The organism is Psychrobacillus sp. NPDC058041 (assembly GCF_042885655.1).
Classification (GTDB): Bacteria; Bacillota; Bacilli; order Bacillales_A; family Planococcaceae; genus Psychrobacillus.
Genome location: NZ_JBHVRO010000003.1, coordinates 83,787 through 105,218 on the forward strand (window position 1 = coordinate 83,787; position 21,432 = coordinate 105,218).

Annotated in this window: 18 protein-coding genes and 1 other annotated feature; of the genes, 14 read left to right on the forward strand and 4 right to left on the reverse strand. The window is 35.6% G+C overall.

Annotation, left to right across the window (positions count from 1 at the left end; translation table 11 throughout):
- Positions 1-27 precede the first annotated feature (27 nt).
- From ACFVR1_RS05550 to ACFVR1_RS05565, 4 genes are all read left to right on the forward strand, one after another.
- Positions 28-375, forward strand: a complete 348-nt coding sequence (locus tag ACFVR1_RS05550; RefSeq protein WP_387581448.1) for a PadR family transcriptional regulator — start codon at positions 28-30, stop codon at positions 373-375.
- Entirely contained in the window at positions 362-1,360 is a 999-nt protein-coding gene (locus ACFVR1_RS05555) for an HAAS signaling domain-containing protein (protein ID WP_387581451.1), read from the forward strand. Before ACFVR1_RS05550 ends, ACFVR1_RS05555 begins: the two co-directional genes overlap by 14 nt.
- Before the next feature lie 601 nt (positions 1,361-1,961).
- Positions 1,962-2,786 (forward strand): YflT domain-containing protein, encoded by an 825-nt coding sequence (locus ACFVR1_RS05560; RefSeq protein WP_387581453.1) that lies wholly within the window; start codon positions 1,962-1,964, stop codon positions 2,784-2,786.
- 115 nt (positions 2,787-2,901) lie between these two features.
- Entirely contained in the window at positions 2,902-3,822 is a 921-nt protein-coding gene (locus ACFVR1_RS05565; RefSeq protein ID WP_387581455.1) for an exonuclease domain-containing protein, read from the forward strand.
- A gap of 274 nt (positions 3,823-4,096) precedes the next feature.
- Here the strand turns inward: ACFVR1_RS05565 and argS are convergent, their stop codons facing one another.
- Complete coding sequence (argS, locus tag ACFVR1_RS05570; protein WP_387581458.1) at positions 4,097-5,761, reverse strand: arginine--tRNA ligase; 1,665 nt, start codon at positions 5,759-5,761, stop codon at positions 4,097-4,099.
- A 42-nt stretch (positions 5,762-5,803) separates the two neighbouring features.
- Positions 5,804-6,025 (reverse strand) — a binding site (T-box leader).
- 185 nt (positions 6,026-6,210) lie between these two features.
- On the opposite strand from argS, the gene ACFVR1_RS05575 reads away from it, so the two are divergent.
- Positions 6,211-6,678, forward strand: a complete 468-nt coding sequence (locus ACFVR1_RS05575; RefSeq protein WP_387581460.1) for a DUF2231 domain-containing protein — start codon at positions 6,211-6,213, stop codon at positions 6,676-6,678.
- Between the two features lie 773 nt (positions 6,679-7,451).
- Positions 7,452-8,294 (forward strand): DUF1028 domain-containing protein, encoded by an 843-nt coding sequence (locus tag ACFVR1_RS05580; RefSeq protein WP_387581463.1) that lies wholly within the window; start codon positions 7,452-7,454, stop codon positions 8,292-8,294.
- Between the two features lie 98 nt (positions 8,295-8,392).
- Here ACFVR1_RS05580 and ACFVR1_RS05585 read toward each other — a convergent pair whose 3' ends face one another.
- A complete protein-coding gene (locus tag ACFVR1_RS05585; RefSeq protein ID WP_387581466.1) occupies positions 8,393-12,115 on the reverse strand; it encodes a DUF6359 domain-containing protein in 3,723 nt (1,240 codons plus the stop codon).
- Between the two features lie 371 nt (positions 12,116-12,486).
- Here ACFVR1_RS05585 and ACFVR1_RS05590 point away from each other — a divergent pair, with 371 nt between their 5' ends.
- The 3 genes from ACFVR1_RS05590 to ACFVR1_RS05600 all read left to right on the forward strand — a co-directional run bounded on the left by ACFVR1_RS05590 (position 12,487) and on the right by ACFVR1_RS05600 (position 14,933).
- Positions 12,487-12,804 carry a metallophosphoesterase gene (locus ACFVR1_RS05590; protein WP_387581469.1) on the forward strand — a complete coding sequence of 106 codons (318 nt, stop codon included), beginning with the start codon at positions 12,487-12,489 and terminating at the stop codon, positions 12,802-12,804.
- A gap of 75 nt (positions 12,805-12,879) precedes the next feature.
- Complete coding sequence (locus ACFVR1_RS05595) at positions 12,880-13,881, forward strand: bifunctional metallophosphatase/5'-nucleotidase (protein WP_387581471.1); 1,002 nt, start codon at positions 12,880-12,882, stop codon at positions 13,879-13,881.
- Positions 13,878-14,933 carry a P1 family peptidase gene (locus ACFVR1_RS05600; RefSeq protein ID WP_387581473.1) on the forward strand — a complete coding sequence of 352 codons (1,056 nt, stop codon included), beginning with the start codon at positions 13,878-13,880 and terminating at the stop codon, positions 14,931-14,933. Before ACFVR1_RS05595 ends, ACFVR1_RS05600 begins: the two co-directional genes overlap by 4 nt.
- A 126-nt stretch (positions 14,934-15,059) precedes the next feature.
- On the opposite strand, the gene ACFVR1_RS05605 is transcribed toward ACFVR1_RS05600, so the two are convergent.
- On the reverse strand, positions 15,060-17,207 hold the full coding sequence (locus ACFVR1_RS05605) for a type IA DNA topoisomerase (protein ID WP_387581476.1): 2,148 nt from the start codon (positions 17,205-17,207) through the stop codon (positions 15,060-15,062).
- A 176-nt stretch (positions 17,208-17,383) separates the two neighbouring features.
- Here ACFVR1_RS05605 and ACFVR1_RS05610 point away from each other — a divergent pair, with 176 nt between their 5' ends.
- From ACFVR1_RS05610 to ACFVR1_RS05625, 4 genes are all read left to right on the forward strand, one after another.
- Positions 17,384-17,863 carry a hypothetical protein gene (locus tag ACFVR1_RS05610; RefSeq protein WP_387581478.1) on the forward strand — a complete coding sequence of 160 codons (480 nt, stop codon included), beginning with the start codon at positions 17,384-17,386 and terminating at the stop codon, positions 17,861-17,863.
- Positions 17,864-17,881: 18 nt separating this feature from the next.
- Positions 17,882-18,094 (forward strand): SHOCT domain-containing protein, encoded by a 213-nt coding sequence (locus ACFVR1_RS05615; protein ID WP_387581480.1) that lies wholly within the window; start codon positions 17,882-17,884, stop codon positions 18,092-18,094.
- 147 nt (positions 18,095-18,241) lie between these two features.
- The gene (locus ACFVR1_RS05620; protein ID WP_387581482.1) at positions 18,242-19,693 is read left to right on the forward strand and encodes a sensor histidine kinase; all 1,452 of its coding nucleotides are present in this window, start codon (positions 18,242-18,244) and stop codon (positions 19,691-19,693) included.
- Positions 19,680-20,375, forward strand: a complete 696-nt coding sequence (locus tag ACFVR1_RS05625; protein ID WP_387582417.1) for a response regulator transcription factor — start codon at positions 19,680-19,682, stop codon at positions 20,373-20,375. Before ACFVR1_RS05620 ends, ACFVR1_RS05625 begins: the two co-directional genes overlap by 14 nt.
- 82 nt (positions 20,376-20,457) lie before the next feature.
- Here ACFVR1_RS05625 and ACFVR1_RS05630 read toward each other — a convergent pair whose 3' ends face one another.
- Positions 20,458-20,778, reverse strand: a complete 321-nt coding sequence (locus ACFVR1_RS05630; protein ID WP_387581484.1) for a YflT domain-containing protein — start codon at positions 20,776-20,778, stop codon at positions 20,458-20,460.
- A 152-nt stretch (positions 20,779-20,930) separates the two neighbouring features.
- Here ACFVR1_RS05630 and ACFVR1_RS05635 point away from each other — a divergent pair, with 152 nt between their 5' ends.
- On the forward strand, positions 20,931-21,428 hold the full coding sequence (locus ACFVR1_RS05635) for a flavin reductase family protein (RefSeq protein ID WP_387581487.1): 498 nt from the start codon (positions 20,931-20,933) through the stop codon (positions 21,426-21,428).
- Positions 21,429-21,432: the final 4 nt, after the last annotated feature.

Sequence of the window (21,432 nt, forward strand, 5' to 3'; positions counted from 1 at the left end):
CACATAGTATAAATAGCGAGGTGGAAAATGACTAAACTATTAAATTCATTAGTAACAGAGTTAAGACGTGGGACGTTGACCTTAGCGGTACTCAGTCAGCTACGTACTCCGCAATACGGCTATTCACTTGTTCAATTGTTGGAAAAGTCTGAAGTTAAAATTGATCAAAGCACTCTATATCCGTTGCTTCGAAGATTAGAGAAACAAGAGCTAGTAGTAAGCAACTGGGATACAACGGAAAGCAGACCCCGGAAGTATTATGTGTTGAGCGAATATGGAATTAAAATATTCGAGCAGTTGAAAGCTGAATGGGAAAAAACGTCAAAAGAACTTTATACATTATTAAAAGGAGATGAAGGCGATGCACCTAATTGATATTTATATCCAGGAAGTAACTCGTAGACTTCCTGAAAAGAATCGAAAGGATATTGCACTTGAGTTACAGTCGACAATTGAGGATATGCTACCAGAAAATTATTCAGAGGAAGATGTGAAAGAAGCCCTTGTTAATCTTGGGAGCCCCGTAACTCTTGCAGGCGGCTATTTAGATAGACCAATGCATTTGATAGGACCACGTTATTTCGATGTATATGTAACTTTATTGAAAATGATATTACCAATTGCAGCTACTATTGCTCTCATAGTTTCGATATCGGAGAGTGTATTCACGTATAACGCAAATGAAACAGTGATTAATATCATTCTTGCTACTATTGGGAAAGGTATACTGGAAATTCTAAGTACTTCGATCCAGTCATTCTTTTGGATTACCCTAGTTTTTGCAATATTGGAGCGTACTGATACTTCAAAAGATGAATTGCCATTAACAACTAGTTTAAAAAAGTGGACACCAGACGACTTGAAAAATATTTCTCCTATTTTGAAAGAGAAAAAAATATCTAAATCTATGGTATTCGTAAGTTTATTGGAAATAGGAATCTTTACAGCTGTATATTTTAATGCAGTTCGGTTACTCGGTGTGTATGAATATATTCACGGTAAATTACAGATGATATTACCTTCCTTCAATCAAGAAGTTTTGCAATCTTATTGGTTTATTGTCATCGTAGCAATCGGTGTAGAAGTTTCTTTAGTATGCTATAAATTCATTGCAGGTCAATGGACTATGAGAGTAGCAATATTTAACTTAGTAAGACATGTAATATCTTCTATCGTTTTAATTGTTTTATTGAGTAATTCTAGTTTGATAAATCCTGATTTTATAGCGTATTTAGAAGGATTGTTTAATACTTCTTTTGACATGAGAAATTCATTTACAATTGGACTTATCATCCTATTCATAGTCTTTGCGATTATTGATGTAATTAAAGGTTTTAGAAAAGCTAATATAAATAGTTAAGAGGAGAGATGCGGATGCAACTCTTTTTTTAAAGGACAAGAAAGCATATAAATTATCGTTCTGAGAAAACAGTGTTCATAGATAATACCGTGGGTTTCCGTTTCAGGTGGACGCGTTCCGCGGGGTGAGCGATAAACCATCACCGCCGCTTACGCGTTCGTTGTGATGTTTCATCTGCCTCACAGAGGAAAAAAGGCTAAGAGCGCCACATCGTGTGGCAACGCCTTCGTGACCAATATCCTGTTGGCCTCCGGCTGGAATCGCCACCTTTCACTACAATCCATTAAGTTAATAGAAATTAACAAGAAGAGTTAGCAGAGGATGGATTAAGTTTAAGTAAACGTAGTGATAATACCATCCTGTAATCGTTGTTACTAAGCAATTATAAATCGTCCCATATATACTAGTTGATTGGAGAGCGGGCCGACTTCTGCGGGAATAGTAGATGTTTTCTGTACCGAAAGCGAAGCGTCAGGTGAGCGGAAGGCCCTGCGCATTTCTAATCTATTTATTACAAGAATATTAAAAAATGATATATAGGTTTTTCCGCGTTCTTGCAAGGGTAGACAGTAAATAAGGACATAAACAAGGAGGAATCACCATGAACATTGAATCAAATCGACGAATTGAGATAGCTCGTACAGAGGAAGAGATGTATGAAAAATTGGAACTCCTGCAAAAGCAAGGTTACGCGGAAAGCGATATCCATGTTATATCAAAAGAGCATGCACACTTACACACGCTTAATCGTCATTCTGATGTCTCTACCCATGAAGCTGGGTCATTTATGGATACATTTAAATCCTGGTTTACTGGTGAAGATGCAGTTACAGAAGGTTTACGGAAATTAGATTTAAATGCTCAGGAAACAGAACGCTACTCAAAAGAAGTTTCAAATGGAAGTATCGTTCTATACACAGAAGTTTTAACTCATGCGGATAATTTTGGAACGGATCAAAATGATATTGAATATACAGATACTGTTGGAACAGATGTTTTCCAATCTCGATTTTCTGGAGAGGAAGAACTACTGAGTGACTATTCAAAAGAACAAGGATTTACTAAGTCTACTAACGAATTTGTCAATGAAACAGATGGGAAATTTGATGAACCACAAGATCGTTTTGTTCGAGGTGAGACATTTGCCACGGATCCTTACTTAGCAAAAGAGGTAAACCATATTGGATCTTCTATGCAAGAAGATAAGATTGTACGAGAACATCGTCCGACGATTGATGAAAGTATTACAGAGGAAGATAAAAAATATGGTGAGCAGTCTCGAGGTATAGATCCTAACTTAGGGCGAGATGCATTTGAAAGTGAAGTTTTGAAGGAAGAAGAAAATCCTGTACAGGAGCAACACGAAGAAAAACTAGAAAGACAAAGACAACTGGATGATATCAATCCTATGAATAGACTTTATTAAACATACTAATATAATGGACAACCCCCTTGTAGAATTAAAAAGCTGCAAGGGGTTTTGAGTGTTTGATAGAATATGAGATAATCTAAATCTAAGTAATTGAAGAGGAGGAGCACAAATGGACTTTGTTGCAATTGATTTTGAAACAGCCAATAGTTTACGGACGAGTGTATGTTCCATTGGAATAGTGCAAGTAAAAGACGGGAAGATAAAAGAAGAGATACATACGTTGATCAATCCATTAAGTGAGTTTCATTACTACAATACAAAAATTCATGGTATTACAGAAGATATGGTCATGAGTGCTCCAACATTTGAAGAATTTTGGCCAAATTTTAAAGGATTCGTCGAAAATCAAACAATCATTGCACATAATGCTAGTTTCGATATTAGCGTTCTACGTGCATCATTAACCAACTTTCATGAACCTTACCCTAATTTCCAATATGGTTGCTCTTATCAAATCGCAAAGAAAGTTTGGACAAATTTGTATAATCACAAACTTTCTACTTTGGCGAATTATTTAGGCATTAGCCTAAGGCATCATGATGCTCTGGAAGATGCTCGAGCAGCGGCTTTAATAACATTAGAGGCTATGCAGAAAACGAGAACAAATTCTGTGCAAGAACTATTAAACCTACACAAACTAAAAATAGGCAGCCCAAATCCTACGAAAAAACATCTCACCCGATCAAAACAAAATAAAGAAGATACATCTATGCAATTTCTTGAAACCGAAGTGAAAATGACGAAAACAAAGCATCCATTTTACGGAGCTAATATTGTGTTCACAGGGAGAATGGTTTCAATGACTAGGATTCAAGCAGCTCAACTAGCTGTTAATTGTGGAGCCCAATGTAAGGGTAATGTTGATAGTACTACAAACGTTTTAGTCGTTGGAGACAATGATTTAGTAAAGTATGTACAGGGGATTAAAAGTACAAAAATGAAGAAAGTAGAAGAAATGATCAGTCATGGATTACCAATTGAAATCGTCGGAGAACAAGACTTTTTAAGATTAGTTCGATACAATTCCTAATAATTGTAAGTATATTAATGCTATAAATTAAAAGGCATTTGCTAGCTATATTGATTATGCTCTTAGCGGTGGGAAATTGCCACCAAAAGTGATGCCGGCAGCTCTTTCTCCGAAAATATAATATTCGGTCAAGAATTGGGAAACAAGTGAAGTATAAGTACGAGAAAAGAATATGAAAGAGGCACCCAAAAGGTGTACTTTTGGGGCCTTCAAATTCTTCAGATAAGAGCTTAGCCACTTTATTCTTTAGCACTTTGGAAAGGCTCTTAAGGTGCTACATTTCACTTGGAGCTTTAATTCCTAAAAGTCGTAGAGCTTCTTCTAATACTATAGCTACTGATTGAACAAGCGCAATGCGATATGGCAAATGACTGGAACTGTTAACGATGTGAACATTTCCGTAGAAAGAGTTAAATGATTGCGCTAAATCTATTGAGTACTTTGCCACTAGCGAAGGATCGTACTCATCTGTTGCTCGTCTAACGATGCTAGGGAATTGTTGAAGTGATTTAATTACTTTCCATTCAAAATCATTTACCACAGTAACATCTATGGTATCGACATCTTGAACTTTTCTTAAAATAGAACATGCTCTTGCATAAGTATATTGAACATAAGGCGCTGTTTCTCCATCAGTTTGGAGCATTTTCTTCAAATCAAAATCAATGTCATGCTTTCGATGTTGTTTTAAATCACTAAAAATAATAGCACCGACTCCTACTTTTTTAGCAACTTCTTTTTTATTTACTAATGAAGGATTCTTTTCTTCTACTGTTCTCTCCGCTAATTGAATTGCTTCGTTCAACACTTCTTCTAATAAGATAATCTTGCCTTTCCGAGTTGATAATTTTTTACCGTCTTTTAATATTAATCCGAAAGGAATATGTTGAAGAGATTCTGACCATTCATATCCCATTTTATTTAATACACTCTTTAACTGAACGAAGTGCAAGCTCTGTTCATTTCCTACAATATACAAAGATTTTTTGAAATGATAATTTTTTTTTCGATGAATTGCAGCAGTAATATCTCTTGTTGCATATAGGGTTGCGCCATCAGACTTTTTTATTAAACATGGCGGAATGTTCTCGCCGACATCTACTACAAGTGCTCCGTCGGACTCCAATAATAAGTTTTTTTGAAGCAACTCCTCCACAATTGGATCCATTTTATCGTTATAATATGCTTCCCCATGAAACGAATCAAAAGTTACGCCAAGTAAATCATAGATTTTTTGGAACTCATGTAAGGATTCTGTTCGAAACCAGTCCCAAAGCTCCAACGCGTCTTGTTCACCATCTTCTAACAATTTAAAAGCTCTTCTACCTTTGTCATTTAATGATTCATCCTTTTCCGCTTCCTCGTGAAAGCGAATATAAAGTTTTAATAATGATTGAATGGGAGCTTCTTCGATTTTCTTTTTGTCACCCCATAATCGATAAGCTACAAGTAATTTACCAAACTGAGTACCCCAGTCTCCAAGGTGATTGATTTTAACAGGTTGGTATCCACTTTTTTCTAGTAGTAATGCAATAGAGTTTCCAATTACTGTGGATCTCAAATGGCCCATGGAAAAAGGTTTTGCAATGTTTGGAGAGGACATATCAATTGTTACAACATCGCCATCTCCTAAATTTGTAGAACCATATTGTTTTCCTGCTTTGCGAATTGTATTTAAGATGGTATCGCTAAATGATGTTCTTTTCATGAAAATATTCACGTATCCATTTATCGCTTCTACTTTTTCGATGTTTTCATCTTGAATACGAGACGCCAGATCTTGTGCAATTAAAAAAGGTGACTTTTTTTGTTTTTTAGCAAACGAAAAGCATGGTAAGGAGTAGTCTCCTAAATGTTCATATACGGGTACTTCGATCATATGCTCCTCGATTAAATCAATGGTGAAATTTTGAAGAATGCTTAATAGTTTCTGTTTCATCTAAACACCTCCTAAAAATAAAAAAGCCCTCGTCTCATAATAAAATGAGACGAAAGCTTGCACTCCCGCGGTACCACTCAATTTGCCTATTTTAGGCCACTTTCTCCATAACGGTGAGTCTCCGGCAATATGAAAAGTATTAATAAATACTTTTCATATAAAGCATCTCTAAAGTGCGGTTCACAACTCTTCCTAACTAGGCTCTCACCATCCCTAGCTCGCTTAATTATCCGATGTTGTTACTCTCTTTATCTTTGATATTGTATTTGAATTTATCAAATAGAAAAGTAATTGTCAATAAAATTAGTTAGTTTCAGGAAGACTGAAACGCAAATTTCATTTAAGCCTTTTAATTTCGCTTCGGAATAAAATTTGTACTCTATTTTCAGTAATATTTCATTTTTGTTTTTTATAATGAATTTAAATCTACTAAAAGGAGCCTAATATTTATGCCTTTACATCCGCTGATTGTTCATTTTCCAATTGCTCTTCTAGTTCTAGGTGGCATTATTGAAATTGTGAATGTATATCGAAAGAGTGACTTTTGGAACAAGGTTGGTACGGTTTTAATTATAATTGGTGTGATTACTGGAGTTTTTAGTTTGCTTACAGGAGATGGGGCAGAAGGATTTGCGTATGAACATTGGGGAAGATCCATACACGATACAGTCGAGTTACACTCATTACTAGCAAATATTTCGGTCATTATTTTTGGATTGTTAGCAGTAATAAAAATTTTATTTAAACATCCAAATACTAAATTTCAAATTCTTAAAAACATAACTGTAAGAAAAGGGTTAATAACCGTTCTGATCGTAATATTAAGTATTTCAGGTATCACTACATTAGCTACTACTGGTCATTTAGGTGGAAAAATTGTTTATGAAAATCAAACGATAACTAAAAATACTAAGTAATGCCCAGTGAAATAAGAAAGACTTTCCAACTAGTTTAAAAACTTTTGGAAGGTCTTTTTTTAAAAAAATTATATAAAGTTTTTATGCCGTGAAAGGGTTAATTTCCGCTTCAGGCGGACGCTTTCGGGGCAAGCATCAAGCCGATTCGGGCAAACACGACGTTGGTCACAAAGGCGTTGCCACACGATGTGGCGCTCTTAGCCTTTGAACAATTGAACGCTCCGTCCAGGGTCTTGATTTGCTTGCTAATCTCCTAGGAGTCGCTGCCTTCCGCTTCAATCAACAGTGCAAATAATAAAGGCAATATGCATAATCGAAATAATGAACTGGTACTTTTCTTTGTTTATCTGGCAAGCGAAAACAGAGAAAAATAGATAGCATCTACCGATAAAGAAGTGAAGAGCTTCCGAAATGGTATCTTCGGAAGCTTTTAAGAGAGTAGGGAAGAATTTTTTCTCTAATTAGCCAAACCAAACGCATCATGTCCTCACAAATTCCAAGAGGGCGACGGACAAACATCCACCACAAGATTATCGAAAAAGTGTAGCCAATGTTTCGTCCAAAGCACTCTAGAAATAGTGAAGACAAGATGCACTTTAAGGACGCTTGTGTTTTTCTTATAAACTAATTACACACCCTTTAATAATTTGCTCAAGTGGAGAAGAGAGAGCTTGATCTATATTTAAAATAGGGATGGAATCTTCCTTTTAATTATCAGAATATAAAGATACAATATAGATTAGAAGAGTTATGAAAATGAAAGGGGTTTGGTTATGACATTTTCTATTGTTGGATTTGATCCACAAACAAAAGAATTAGGAGTAGCGGTAGCATCAAAATTTTTAAGTGTCGGAGCTGTTGTTCCGTTTGCAAAAGCAGGAGTAGGGGCAATAGCTACACAATCATGGGCAAACTTAGATTATGGAAAGAACGGCTTGGAGATGCTCGAAAAAGGTATGACTCCTGATGAAGTTCTCAAAGTGCTCGTTCAAAATGATGATAAATCCGGTTCAAGACAAGTAGGAATTGTAGACGCAAGTGGGCAAAGTATTACGTTCACTGGCGAGGATTGTTTTGACTGGGCAGGTGGTTTTGCAGGAGAGAACTTTGCTGCTCAAGGAAATATATTAGTAGATCAAGATACTGTTGAGGCTATGAAAACAACATTTATACAAACAGAAGGTTCATTAGCAGAACGTTTACTAGCTGCACTACATGCTGGAGATATCGCAGGTGGCGATAGCAGAGGAAAACAGTCTGCAGCATTATTGATCGTAAAAGAGAACGGTAGCTATGGAGGATATAATGATCGTTATATAGACTTGAGAGTGGACGACCATGAAGACCCTGTCCAAGAATTAGCCAGATTGTTAAAATTGCACCAGCTTTATTTTGAGGCAACATTATTGGAAGATGTAGTGGCAATAGAAGGTGAACTGGCAGAAGAACTTCAAAATCTATTATATGAAAACGGTCATTTGAACCGTGATTTAACAGAACATGATGATTTGTTGGATGCAGTTCAGTCGTATCATCTTATTGAAAACTTTGATGAACGAGTACAAACAAGAGGCTTAATTGATACAAAAGTAGTGGAGTATATGCGAATTAAATAAAAGTAATAAAAACAAGATCTGACCAACTAAAAACGGTCAGATCTTGCTTTCATGTAGGAATTGAATAAACTAGGTGATTTCTAATATCAGCTTTATTATTATTTCAAATTCTTAAACTTCCATTTCTTTGATTTTGAATCATAATATGCACCTTCAACCGACTGTTTTTTGCCTTCTATAACGATAACGAAATAATCTTTAAAAGTTGATGTTATCTGCTTATTGTTTCCATCAAGAAAAGCAATATCCTCTAGTTTTAGGTCGTCTTTTATTTTGTCTTTATTTTTTTCTTTTAATAATCCAGGTGGAACATGATAATTTAGGTGGAGTGTAAATTCACCATGTGTAGCAAGGATATCAAAGTTTTCAGCGGTAATCGTGAATGAACCATTCATTAGTTTAATTACTACATCTTTATTTACCTTTTCAATTTTACTTACAGCATCTTCTGTGAAACGAATATAAACGTTTCCAGCATCGTGTAGTACAGCTCCATCTACCGTAATTACAGATTTAGAGGTATCCACTTCATCAGAAGTTATGATTACTTCGCCAGCTTTTGCTGATTGCACAGAAACTTCGATAGAAACTTTACTTTCTCCATAAGTTGCAGTTATTACGGTTTTTCCATCTGCTTTAGCGGTAACAATGCCTTTTTCTACTGAAAGGATTTTTGTGTTAAATCCACTATAAGTTGCATCTGATGTCACGTCTTTAATGGAAGTAGAGCCGTCGTGTTTTGTTGTTGTTTCAGTTAACTTAATAGTTTCAGATTGACCTGCTTCTAATACCAACGATGTTTTATTAGCAGAAAGTGTATACGTATTAGGTTTGTTAAACTCCACTTGGATCAGCACTGGGTCATGGTCAGATGCACGACCGTGAATGTCCATGTAGTTTGCGTTGATATGAATCATGTCTACTTTCGTATAATCTGCTAAGTTATTTGTTACCAAAATATGATCTAGCACTTGATTGTTTCCTTGATAGTAATAAGAGAAGCGTTTCCCCGCAGGTACTTTTTCTACCATATTAGTTAATATTCCACCTTTTAAAGCGGCAAGTGTTGGAGTGAATTCATAATCATTCATATCTCCAGCAACAATTATTTTAAGATTAGGATCTTTTGCTTGTCCTTTTTTAATAAAGTTGTTGATCATAGTTGCTAGTTCAATACGCTGTGCTTCCGAACCTAAAAACGGAGGTTGATGTTTTCCAAATAAAGGTTGGTCTCCACCCTTAGAGTTTAGATGTGCTCCAATTACAACTACTTTTTCCCCTTGGAAATCAAATTGGGCTGCAAGCGGTTTACGTGTGTTTGCTTGTGGTAAATCAAGAATGCGTCCAGGATTTAAAGTTAAATTACCTTCTTCGTCCCACTCCACTTTGTCTGTGGAACTACCTTTTGTTCCTTCTACTAATGTAACGCGTTGTGGATTATATAAGTATCCCACTCGAATGTTCCCACCAGGTTGTCCACCATCTTGGTTATACTCAGGAGCAATATCTGTCCATTTGTAGACTGGTCCACCAGCTGCGGTAATTGCCGCAATTAAGCGCTCATAACTAGCGGATGCATCTGTTTTTCCAGACTCTATAGGTCCGTCATTATCTTGAACTTCTACTAATGTAATAATGTCCGGAGATTTCATGTTTTCCACAAAAGATTTCGCGATTTTCTCTACTTTTTCATCAGGTGTATTTTCTTTATTTGTAGAGAAATTTTCAATATTGTATGAAGCAACTGTTAGTTTATCATCGGTAGGTTTAATATCAGTTACAACAACTGGCTTTTCGATACGATTGATTGGAGGAAGAGAAGCTTCACTAGTCCATAATTTGAAGTTTCCGAAACTAAAGCCCATTACTCCTACAATATTTCCAGTAAAATAGTCGCCAGATTTTGCATCATATTTGTCATTGCCAATATCTATCGTAACTCGTTCTGGATTGTAATCATTTGGAGAAATATTAATTCCTCCTAGGACATTGAATGTTGTATTAGGAGAGTTTTCCGCTACTACAACAATCTCTCCATGCCCTTGTGGTCCAACGACCTTAGCATTTGGTACGGCAATTCTCATTAATTCAACGGACTCCCAGAAATCAATACCATCTTCTTCTGGATCAAATGATGTTAAACCGTCATTGTCAATAATTTCAGATGGGGGGAAAATATCTTGTCCAATTACTAATGGAGCAGGTAGTTCTGCGATTCCAGTCTTTACAGCAGAGGTTGCGCGAATTCGTGTGATTGGAAGGTCATTTTCTTTCATATCTGAATACCCTGCGTAATACCATTCTTCCACAGTACCTGCTACTGTAACTAAGTCACCAACTTTGAATCCGTTAGCGGCTTTATTGACAATTATCGCTTCAGAAGTTGTGTTGTCATTATCCGGATGGATATCTTGGATGACAAAGTTTGCAGAATTGTAAAGGTGAGTTACAACTCCCGTTATATTCTGAACAGTTGCTCCTTCGTACTCTGAGAAGTGTCCTCGTCCTTGAATGTCTCGTATTACCAAGTCATGTGATTTAAGTACGTTATAAGTGAATGAGAAAACTTCTGAAGTAGTATCACTTACTGCAATTGCTTTAATAGTTGTATCTTTTATTAAGTTTATTGGTGCTGTGTATTTAGTACTTGTAGATGTCGGAGTTGAACCATCCACTGTGTAAAATATTGTAGCATTTTCAATTGGTGTAATTAATTTGATTTGTGTTCCTTCAGATACTGTTCCAGGTAAGATATCAGTATAAACTGCAGGTTTGTTTACTAGGTCAAAGCTTTCGAGTCCAAGAGTTTTTACTTGATATGTTGTGTTGAACTTAGAAGCGATTCCAGATACATTAACTGAATCACCTTCTTTAAAAAGTTTTTCAAATGTAATGAAATCTAGCCCATTTCGGTTGTCGTTTCGAATAATAACAGATTCACCGTTTTCATGAGTTGCAGTGAATTCAAATGTTCCAAAGTCGTTTGTTTTGATTAGGTTTGTAATTTTTACATTGTTTAATTGAATTCGTTCACCTTGCGTCTCTTCATTCACACCGGCAGGCGTAATTACTTGTATTTCAGGGAGTTCATTTCCTGAAGAAATTTTCGTGATTTTAGTAGGTTGAATTTGAAGCTCCCCGCTATATGGGCTTACTTTTCCTTCAAGCTCTACTATATCTCCAGGAGTCACATCTGCGTTAGATGTAAATGCATAAATCCCAGCTGTATTGTCTTGGAGGTAAAATGCTTTCCCTCCCCAGAATCCAATGTCAGTTGTTACAGTCCCTTTAATTTTTATTAATTTATTTGTATCTGATACTGCACGGGCAGCAACGATAGTGTCCATTACTTCTACTTCAGAAGTAGGAGGGGGTGTTTCACCTTCAGAAATGATTGTAAATGCACTAGCATTTCTTAAGCCTGGCACCGAGAAATAGGCAGAAAGTGTACCAGTGATTGTCACTTTACTTTTAAATAAACTAGGATTATCAACTAAATTTAATCCTGTTCGAACAGAACCGGTTGGCAACTGTACAGGTAAAATTTTTGTTGGATCGGTTTCATTAGGAGAATCGGCAAGACCGATATTTGTATTTACTGTAAAAGGTGCTTCTTGATCGTAAGAAGTTCCAGAGCTTGCTGTACCCACAATGAATCCTTTAACCGTTGAGGTACCCGAATTATTCGCAATAGCTTCGGCAACCGTTATAGACTCAGCAGCTTGTACATTTGATACAGTAACAAATGGTAAAAATACTGACATTACTAATAATAAAGATAGAGCTATCTTACAGAAAGAATGTTTCCAATTTTTCGTCATTTATTCCACTCCTCGAATTATGTTTGTACTGCCAGTCGATTATAGCAAAAGAAAATTACCGTTTTAATAAGAAATTGTAAAATATTTAAAATTAAAATAAAAACAGGTAAGAAGTAGTTGATATTTACATTTCTGCTATGAAAAAATAATTACAGTGGAATGAATACAAAGAATGCACAATAAATTATTAATCTTTAAAAAAACTAAATAAGACAAGGTAATTGGTCATGTAATAGTTCTTTAGACTTGCACACCATAAACATCAATATTCAACTTAAAGTATTACAGACACATTACTGGTGCCAGGCGCCAGTAATGTGTTTGTAATGTTTGTGTTATAATATGGAAAAAAGTGTGTTTGGAGGATTATGATGAAACTGAAAATTTTACATACGAACGATGTACATAGTAATTTCGAAAACTTTGCTAGAGTTGCAACACTCATTAGGCAATTTAAGGATGAACACACGTTAATACTGGATGGTGGAGATTTTGCTGATTTTAAAAGTATTGAGTTGCAAGGAACACGAGGTATAGCTGCAATTGAATTATTAGAAGCTGTTGGTTATGATGCCCTTACTATTGGAAACAATGAAATGTTCAATGGGGTAGATACACTTGAGCATATGGCTAGTAATAGTTCTTTTCCTTTCGTTAGCAACAATCTATTTAAAAAAGACAAAACGTAGATTAATGGTGTCTTCAAAAGCGTAATATTGAATAAAAATGGACTCCGAATACTAATCACTGGATCATCTCCTAATATGGGTGAGTTTAATGATGGTATTGGGATTCACATGACGGATTATAAAGAAGCCATTGAAGAAGAAATAAAAAGAAATGCTGGGAATTATGATATTTGTATTCTCTTAAGTCACGTTGGAACATTTGCCGATGAACCTCTCGCATTGGAAATTCCCGAAATTGATATTATTATTTCAGCACATGATCATAAACTTTTTAGCGAAGCAAAAGTAATTAATAACATAATCATGAACAGTGCTGGAAATTATGGGGAGCATTTAGGAATTCTTGAACTGGATATCAAAGAAGGCGAAATAAAACTGCTTCATTCAGAAACTATTTCATCAAAGGATGCGGAAAAAGATGAGCATATATTAACTTTATTAAAAACAAATAAAGAAAAATCAATTGAAGTACTTAGCCAACCAATCTATTCACTCAAACAGCCTTTATGGCATGATGTTATCGAAGAAAATCCATTAACGAATTTAATCGCAGATGGTTTAAAGGATATGCTGAAATGCGATATCGGTCTTATCAATAGTGGAATTTGTAATGCAGGAATATTTCAAGAAATGACTAAGAAAAAATTGATTGAAGTATGCCCATCTCCATTAAATCCTACTTCGTTTGAAATACAAGGGAAATATATAAAAGAAGCACTGGAACAATCACTTGATGCACAAGTTTGCTTAGCTGATGGAAGAGGGCCTGGCTTTAGAGGTAGGTTTGTTGGAAGTTTGCATATAGCAGGAGTAGAAGTTGTTCATGACGGAAAACATATACGAGAAATTTATGTGAATGAATTACTGCTAGAAGATGAAACATGGTATACAGTGGCAAGTTCCGATTATTTACAAAGAGGCTCAGGATATGAAAGTCTTGCAAACAATCGAAATGAAAAATATCTAGCAGAAGAAATAAAAGATGTTATTCGTCTATATGCTAATAACAATGAGTTTATTGAAAAAGCATATGTGAATAGATGGAAAGAATCATCTATAGAGGGAGTTGTTCAATGAAAGAACAGCCAAAAAAAATTAGACAAAGAGGAATCGTAATAGGGCGTCTACCAGTTGGAAAAAAGAATTGTATTACCGATGTTGAAGGTGTCAAAGTAGGGCATGTTACATTGGACCTTCCTTTAGAAGATGGAGAATATGTGTGCACTGGTGTAACAGCAATTCTACCGCATAGCGGTAGCTTGTTTCAGCAAAAAGTAGTAGGTGCAAGTTATGTATTAAATGGATTTGGTAAAACAACTGGGCTTGTGCAAGTGGATGAATTAGGTTTAATTGAGTCGCCCATCATGCTGACAAATACGTTTGCAATTCCTGCGGTCACGCAAGGCACTTTGGAGTATATGTTAGAGCAAAACGTAGAGATTGGAGAATCTACTGGAACGGTCAATTTGGTTGTAGGAGAATGTAATGACAGTAGATTAAACTCGATTCGGAAACTGGCCATTCAGCCAAAGCATGCGATTGAATGTATTCAAAAAGCTTCCACAGATCCCTCCTCAGAAGGTGCGGTTGGAGCAGGAAAAGGGATGATCTGTTTTGGTTACAAAGGTGGAATAGGATCTTCTTCGCGTATAGTTCAGGACGGGGATGTAACTTATACATTAGGTTGCTTAGTTCTAAGTAATTTTGGCAGAAAAGAAGACTTTCAAAGCAATCATTATAAAGTCGAAGAAAAATCAGACATGCCCACTTTTCCAAAACCAGCGGATGGGTCAATTATGATTGTACTCGCGACGGATGCACCCCTTAGTAGTAGACAGCTAAAGCGGTTGGCAAAGAGATGCGGAATCGGGCTTGGAAGAACTGGAAGTCATTTTAGTAATGGCAGCGGAGATATAGTCATTGCTTTTTCCACGGCACAATTAATTTCGCATTTTTCAGAGGAAAGTGTTGAAACAAGGCAGCAACTAAGGGATGATCATCCGATTATGAATGATCTTTTTCAAGGGGCAGCTGAAGTTGCCGAAGAGGCAATACTAAATTCATTATCTCAATCGGTCACTACAAAAGGACGTAAGGGCCATATCGCATATGCTTATCCGTTTGAATAAACAAGAGGACGATCTAATAAATCCCTAAATAAAAACCGAAAGAAGAAAATAGCTTCTTTCGGTTTTCAAATTGTTGTATTTTAAACACTGTTTCTCTCATCCATTGTGTTAACTATGAAATGTTACTTAAGCTTTAAACTCTAGCTTTAATTTACCTTCTATAAATGAAAGACTAGCATTAAATGTTTGCCCATTTTCTGCAACGAATCCTTTTATCTCATTTGTTCTCCCTTTTGTACAGAGAAGTTTAATCTGACTAGGAGTAATCTTCTTCTTTAAAAAGAAACCATTAAATGTTTGTGTACAACCTTTTTTATAATTAGTGCATCCATAAAAACCTTTTCGGGCAACAATTGAACCCTCTTTACACTTTGGGCAAAGGACAATTGGTTCTTGCTTATATGAAGAATACTTAGAGTTAGAAGTTTTAGAAGGAACAAGTTTTATATCAATATTTTTCAATTTTAATTGATTCGGGACTTCTTGTAATAGGCTATGAATGAATTTAGCGATGCTACCCAAAAAACGTTCTTGAGAACCTTCTCCATTACCAATCTTTCGCAAATAGGTTTCCCACTTGGCGGTCATGGAGGGACTAGCAAGAAGATTCCCTTCGATTGCTTGGCAAAGAACCCGTCCTTTATCCGTAATAGACACAATATTTTTAGTTACATTAATATATCCATGACGTTTAATCGTTTCGATAATTCCACTGCGTGTTGCTTCTGTACCAAGACCTTCTACTTCTTTTAAAATCTCAGTTTCATCTTTATTATCCACAAGCTTTCCACATGTTTTCATCATGGCAATGAGTTGTCCTTCTGTATAAGGTTTAGGAGGCATTGTTTTTCCTTCTTTTATTGCAATTTCACTAGCTACTTTTTCTTGCTCATATAAAGAGGGCAACGTCGGTTCTTCTTTCTCGCTCTCTTTTGAAGAACGAACGAACAATGCTTTCCAACCTTTATCTAGCTCTGTTTTTCCAGTCGTAAAGAAAGGTAATCCATTTACATCCGTCGTCACTTTTGTTTCTGTATATAAATAGTCGGTATGAAACATCGAAAGCGTCGTCCGAACGATTTCTTCATATAAGTTTCTTTCCATACTGGACAATTTATCAATTACGGCTTGTGAAGGGATCTTTTTCGTCGGTATAATGGCGTAATGTTCCTGTACTTTTGAACTGTCCACATATCGCTTCTTCGGAACGAGCGAACTGATGGGAAACGATTGTCCGATAAGCTGTTGATAACCCGTCACTTGCTCTGCAAGGTAAGAGAACTCACTAGGTGTAATATAACGTGAATCCGTACGAGGGTACGTCACAAGCTTCTTTTCGTAAAGTCCTTGCATTGTCTTCAATACATTCGCAGGACTCGTTTTCCACAATCGATTAGCTGTTGCTTGCAATGTCGATAGGGAATGGAGCTGAGGTGGAGGTATGCGCTTATCCTGCTTCTCTACAGAAGTAATAATTCCAGGAGAATTTGGGTGAATGGCATGTTTTGCAAGAAGCTCCTGAATGATTTCTCTTTTCGGTTCCTTCGCTTTTGCTTTCCCCTTATACGTTCCATGTTCTGCATTAAATGTTGCTTCGATTTCATAGAATGGCTCCGAAACAAAGTTCTCAATCTCCATTTGCCTTTGATAAATCAAATAAATAGTAGGTGATTGTACTCGACCAATGGGAAAAACATCTTTAATTCCTTGTGATTGCAATAAAAGAGAATAAAGGCGAGAACCGTTCATTCCAACGAGCCAATCACTAATTTGGCGAGCTTTCGCTTCCTCGTATAGTAAAAGGTCTTTACGATTATCCTGTAAATGTGCAAAACCTTTTCGAACTTCCTCTACTTCAAGTGAGTTAATCCATAATCGTTTAATCGTTTGCCGTCTTGCTCCGGTTTGATTGTATATACTATAGAAGATATTAGATCCTTCGCGGTCCACGTCGCATGCATTTATAACCGTATCAGTTGATTTCATTAGCTTTTTCACAATGGTGAACTGTTTGAACTTTCCTTTGGCAACCTGGAATTCATACCGATCTGGCAAAATAGGTAAACTGTTTAGCGACCATTTATCCCATTTCTTGTCGTATGCTTTCGGTTCTTTTAATTCAACAAGATGGCCGATTCCCCAGGTTATATAAGCACCTTCGGGGAAAGTTGGACATGGATTAATTTCTAAATATCCTTCATGTCTCTTGACTGAAAAAGCATCAGCATAAGCCTTTGCCTGACTAGGTTTTTCAGCGAGTATGACTGGTTTCAAGAAATTTCACCTCTTTTGTTTTAATAATAAAACATTCGTTCTTAATTATAGTGTATCAAATTCCAATAGACTTCACTATTTCTTTTCATGCTAAATAGTTTATAAATTGTTTATAAATTCTTCAGATATAGTTTATATCTGTTTGCTATATTAATGAAGAACAGGGAGGTGAGATGATGAAGATTTCGATGACGACGCGCAAGATTTTGTTAATTATTCATATACTATTTTCCGCGATTATGTTTGGTAATATGGTGACCTTCCTCATATTGAGCATTAAAATAGCTACAACAGATAATCCAATACTTATAGAAAGTAGTTATCAAATAATGCATTTGTTGTCTAGTACATCAATAAAAGCATCTACTATTGGGGCTACTTTGACTGGAGTACTTCTTTCTGTTTTAACAAAATGGGGGTTATTCAAATATTATTGGATTATCGTAAAACAAGTCATGACCTTACTTCTCATTGGTATAAATATATGGGGAATGTATAGTTGGACATTGAATGCATTAAATCAATTTGAACAAACTTCCATACAGACTTTCCACACAAATTTATGGGTAGGTATAATTGTTCAACTCACATCACTTATTTTTATATTTGCTATTTCTGTATTCAAACCATGGAGTAAACGAACAACCAAAAAATAAAAAATGGAGCTGATTAAGATGATGCATTATGGACATTTTCCACCATTTGGTTTCTTCTTTTTTTTAGTAATGATCGGATTAATAATAACAAACATTATTATGTGGAAACGGGGAAGAGGGAATTGTTATAACAACCGAATTGACGCGGTGAACGTGTTAGAAAATCGACTTGCAAAAGGAGAAGTGAGCATAGAAGAATACAAAGAAATCAAAGAAACATTGAGAGGATAAAATCATATAGAAGCATTGAAAATAACCATCTAAAGTCAGTGTACTCAGCTGAATTTGAATGGTTTTTTTATTGACTGGTTTCTTGTTTGTAAAAAGTCATAGTATGATTTACTTATAAATAATAATTCTTTTTGGAAGGAGTTTTATATGTCTATTCGAAAGCGTTTATTTCTTTCCAATTTTGCAATGATTGTAACGCCAATTTTCACTATCATTTTAATTTTCTTTTTAGTGAATATAGTATTCGGTGACGGCACTAGATATGGACCCAATAATTTAAAACAGCATTGGCTAGATTCCGATGACACAAATATTGAATTATTTAATAGTTTAAAGAAAGTAGCTTCACTAGATCAAGGGAAATTGCTCAATCAGACGTATTTAGATTTAATCTCGCTTCAATTAGAAAAGAATCATGCTAAAGTTTTAATACGTAAAGGAAATGATCTTGTATATAATCCTATCCAATTAAAAGACATTTCGACTGAAAAACTACCTCCCTTCGGTAATGAAGGATATGACTCGATAGGTATGAATTTAGGAAATAATCATTATTCAATAAGACAGCATGATTTTTACTTTGATGATGGTACTGAAGGATCCATAATTCTGCTAAATAGTTCAGAACCATTTGTGAAATTTGCCAGAACCTTCTTCCCGATTATTTTTATCTCTTTAATCCTTATACTCGTATCAACGAATGTAATATTATCCTATTTCATGTCGCGAAGTATTTTGCGCCCGGTAAATCAATTATCAGAGGCTTCCAAAAGAATTAGTAAAGGGGATTTGGATTTTAACCTGACTGCTATTAATAAGGATGAATTAGGCCAGCTTGTTAGAACTTTTGATGCGATGAGATCGCAATTAAAAGAATCATTTCAGTTGAGGGAAAAATATGAAAATAATCGAAGGGAATTAATTGCTAATATTTCGCATGATTTAAAAACACCAGTCACTTCAATTCTTGGTTACGTAGAAGGAATTCAGGACGGTGTTGCAAATACGATAGAAAAGCAGGGGCGATACCTTGAAACAATCCACACAAAGGCTACGTATATGAACCGATTGATAGAAGAACTTTCGTTGTTCTCAAAATTAGATGTAAAAAAGTTACCTTTTCATTTTGAATTGGTTGATATGAAGGAATTTATAAAAGATTATTTAGACGAAATAAAAGATGGGCTTAGTGAAAAAGGTGTGCAAATATCGTTTGATGCTGAACCAATGAATGTATATGTTCAACTAGATAGAGATAAAATTATTCGAGTAATGGAAAATATTATCTTTAATAGCGTAAAATATATGGACAAAGATACGGCACAAATCGGTATTTCACTATATGATCAAGGTGAAATGATTAAAGTGAGTGTTTATGACAATGGTCCGGGGGTTTCTGAAGCAGAGCTCTCAAAAATCTTTAGTAGGTTCTACCAAACGGATTCCTCAAGAAGTACGGGAGGAAGTGGACTTGGTTTAGCAATAGCCTCACAAATTATAGATGCACATGGTGGTATCATTTGGGCAGAGAATATATCAAATAAAGGTCTCGCAGTTTACTTTATACTAAAAAAGTCAGAGGATGATAAGCATGAGTAAACGGATATTGGTTATTGAAGATGACCAAAGTATCGCTGAATTAGAAAGGGACTACTTGGAAATAGAGGGATTTCAAGTAGAAATTGCATCGGATGGGTTTAGTGGTCTGGAGGCAGCACTAAGCCAACGTTTTAACTTGATTTTACTTGATTTAATGCTTCCGAATATAAATGGTTTTGATCTCTGTAAACAAATCCGCCAAGAAATAAACATACCTATTCTTATCGTTACGGCCAAATATGAAGATATTGATAAAGTTCGTGGCTTGGGATTAGGTGCTGACGACTATATTGTCAAACCATTTAGCCCAAGTGAGTTGGTGGCGCGAGTAAAAGCTCATTTAATCCGGTATGAAAGGCTAATCCATGCAGATAATCATAAAGAGGAGATTTTTGTACGTGGACTACATATTAACGCAGCATCCAGACAAGTATTTGTTAACGGAAAAGAAGTACTATTTACGACCAAAGAGTTTGACTTACTTAAATTTCTTGTGAAGAATTCAAACCACGCTTTTTCCAAAGAACAATTATACGAAAGAATCTGGGGTTTCGATTCAATAGGGGATACGGCTACAGTAACCGTTCATGTAAAAAGAATTCGCAAAAAAATTGAAAAAGATACAGCTAACCCACTATACATCCAGACGATATGGGGCTCCGGATATCGGTTTAATGGGTAAAATGGTTATACCCCGCTGTAAGTAAATCTCCAAAGAAAAAAATCCCATTCCCTCTTAGAAAGGGAATGGGATCTAATATAAATCAATTATGAGCAATAATAACTAATTTGCCCTTATCAAGCTCTTTTTCAGCCTCGGCAGCTTCTTCTTTTGATAAACCAGCTGCCTCCATTTTGCTTCGTAGTTCATCACCGCGAGATGTAAATAAATTTTTCATGGACTCAAGGAAGCCTTGTTCTTTAATGCCAACGTCTTTCGTATCTAAAGCGTCGTTAATATCGTCGGATCTTTCTTTGAAATGGGCGAATATATGAATGTTATCTCGTGAATATCCCTGTGTCTCAAGTTTCTCTATTTCTTGTTTTGCTTGTACGGCATTTTCTACAGTTAATTTGAGTGTCATTAAAATTCCTCCATTTTTCTTTTTTGTGTTCTAACTATCTTTACCCTGCCTGGGGGAAATTTAAACAAAATGATGGTAGGAGAATTCGAAAGTGTGAAAGAATATAATGATTTTGATATGCTTAAAAGAAAAAAAGATTGGAAGTTGAATAAATGGAAAATAAAATGGAACATATAGCGAGGTATAAAGCGGCAATGGGCAATTATCCCACAGGTGTTACAGTTGTAACTGCTTTTAATCAAGACGGAAAACCAATGGGATTGACGGTTAATTCTTTCGCATCGGTTTCGCTAGAACCTTTACTCATATTATGGTCTATTGATAAAAGAGTATATTCTTATAATGATTTTTTAAAAGTAGATAAATTCACGGTTAATATATTGTCGGCTGATCAAGGGGATTTATGTACGTTATTTTCAAGTAAAGTAGAGGATCGGTTCAGTCAATGCGATTGGAAGGAATCGTCATTGAATTTGCCTGTGCTCACGAATTCACTTGCAGCTTTGCAATGTAAAGTGTTTAAACAAATTGAAGCAGGAGATCATACAATCTTGATTGGTGAAGTTCTAGATATTCAAAATGAGGATAAAGAGCCTCTGTTATACCATAGAAGAAATATTGGTGCCATCCCTAAAGAATTTTATAATTAATAAT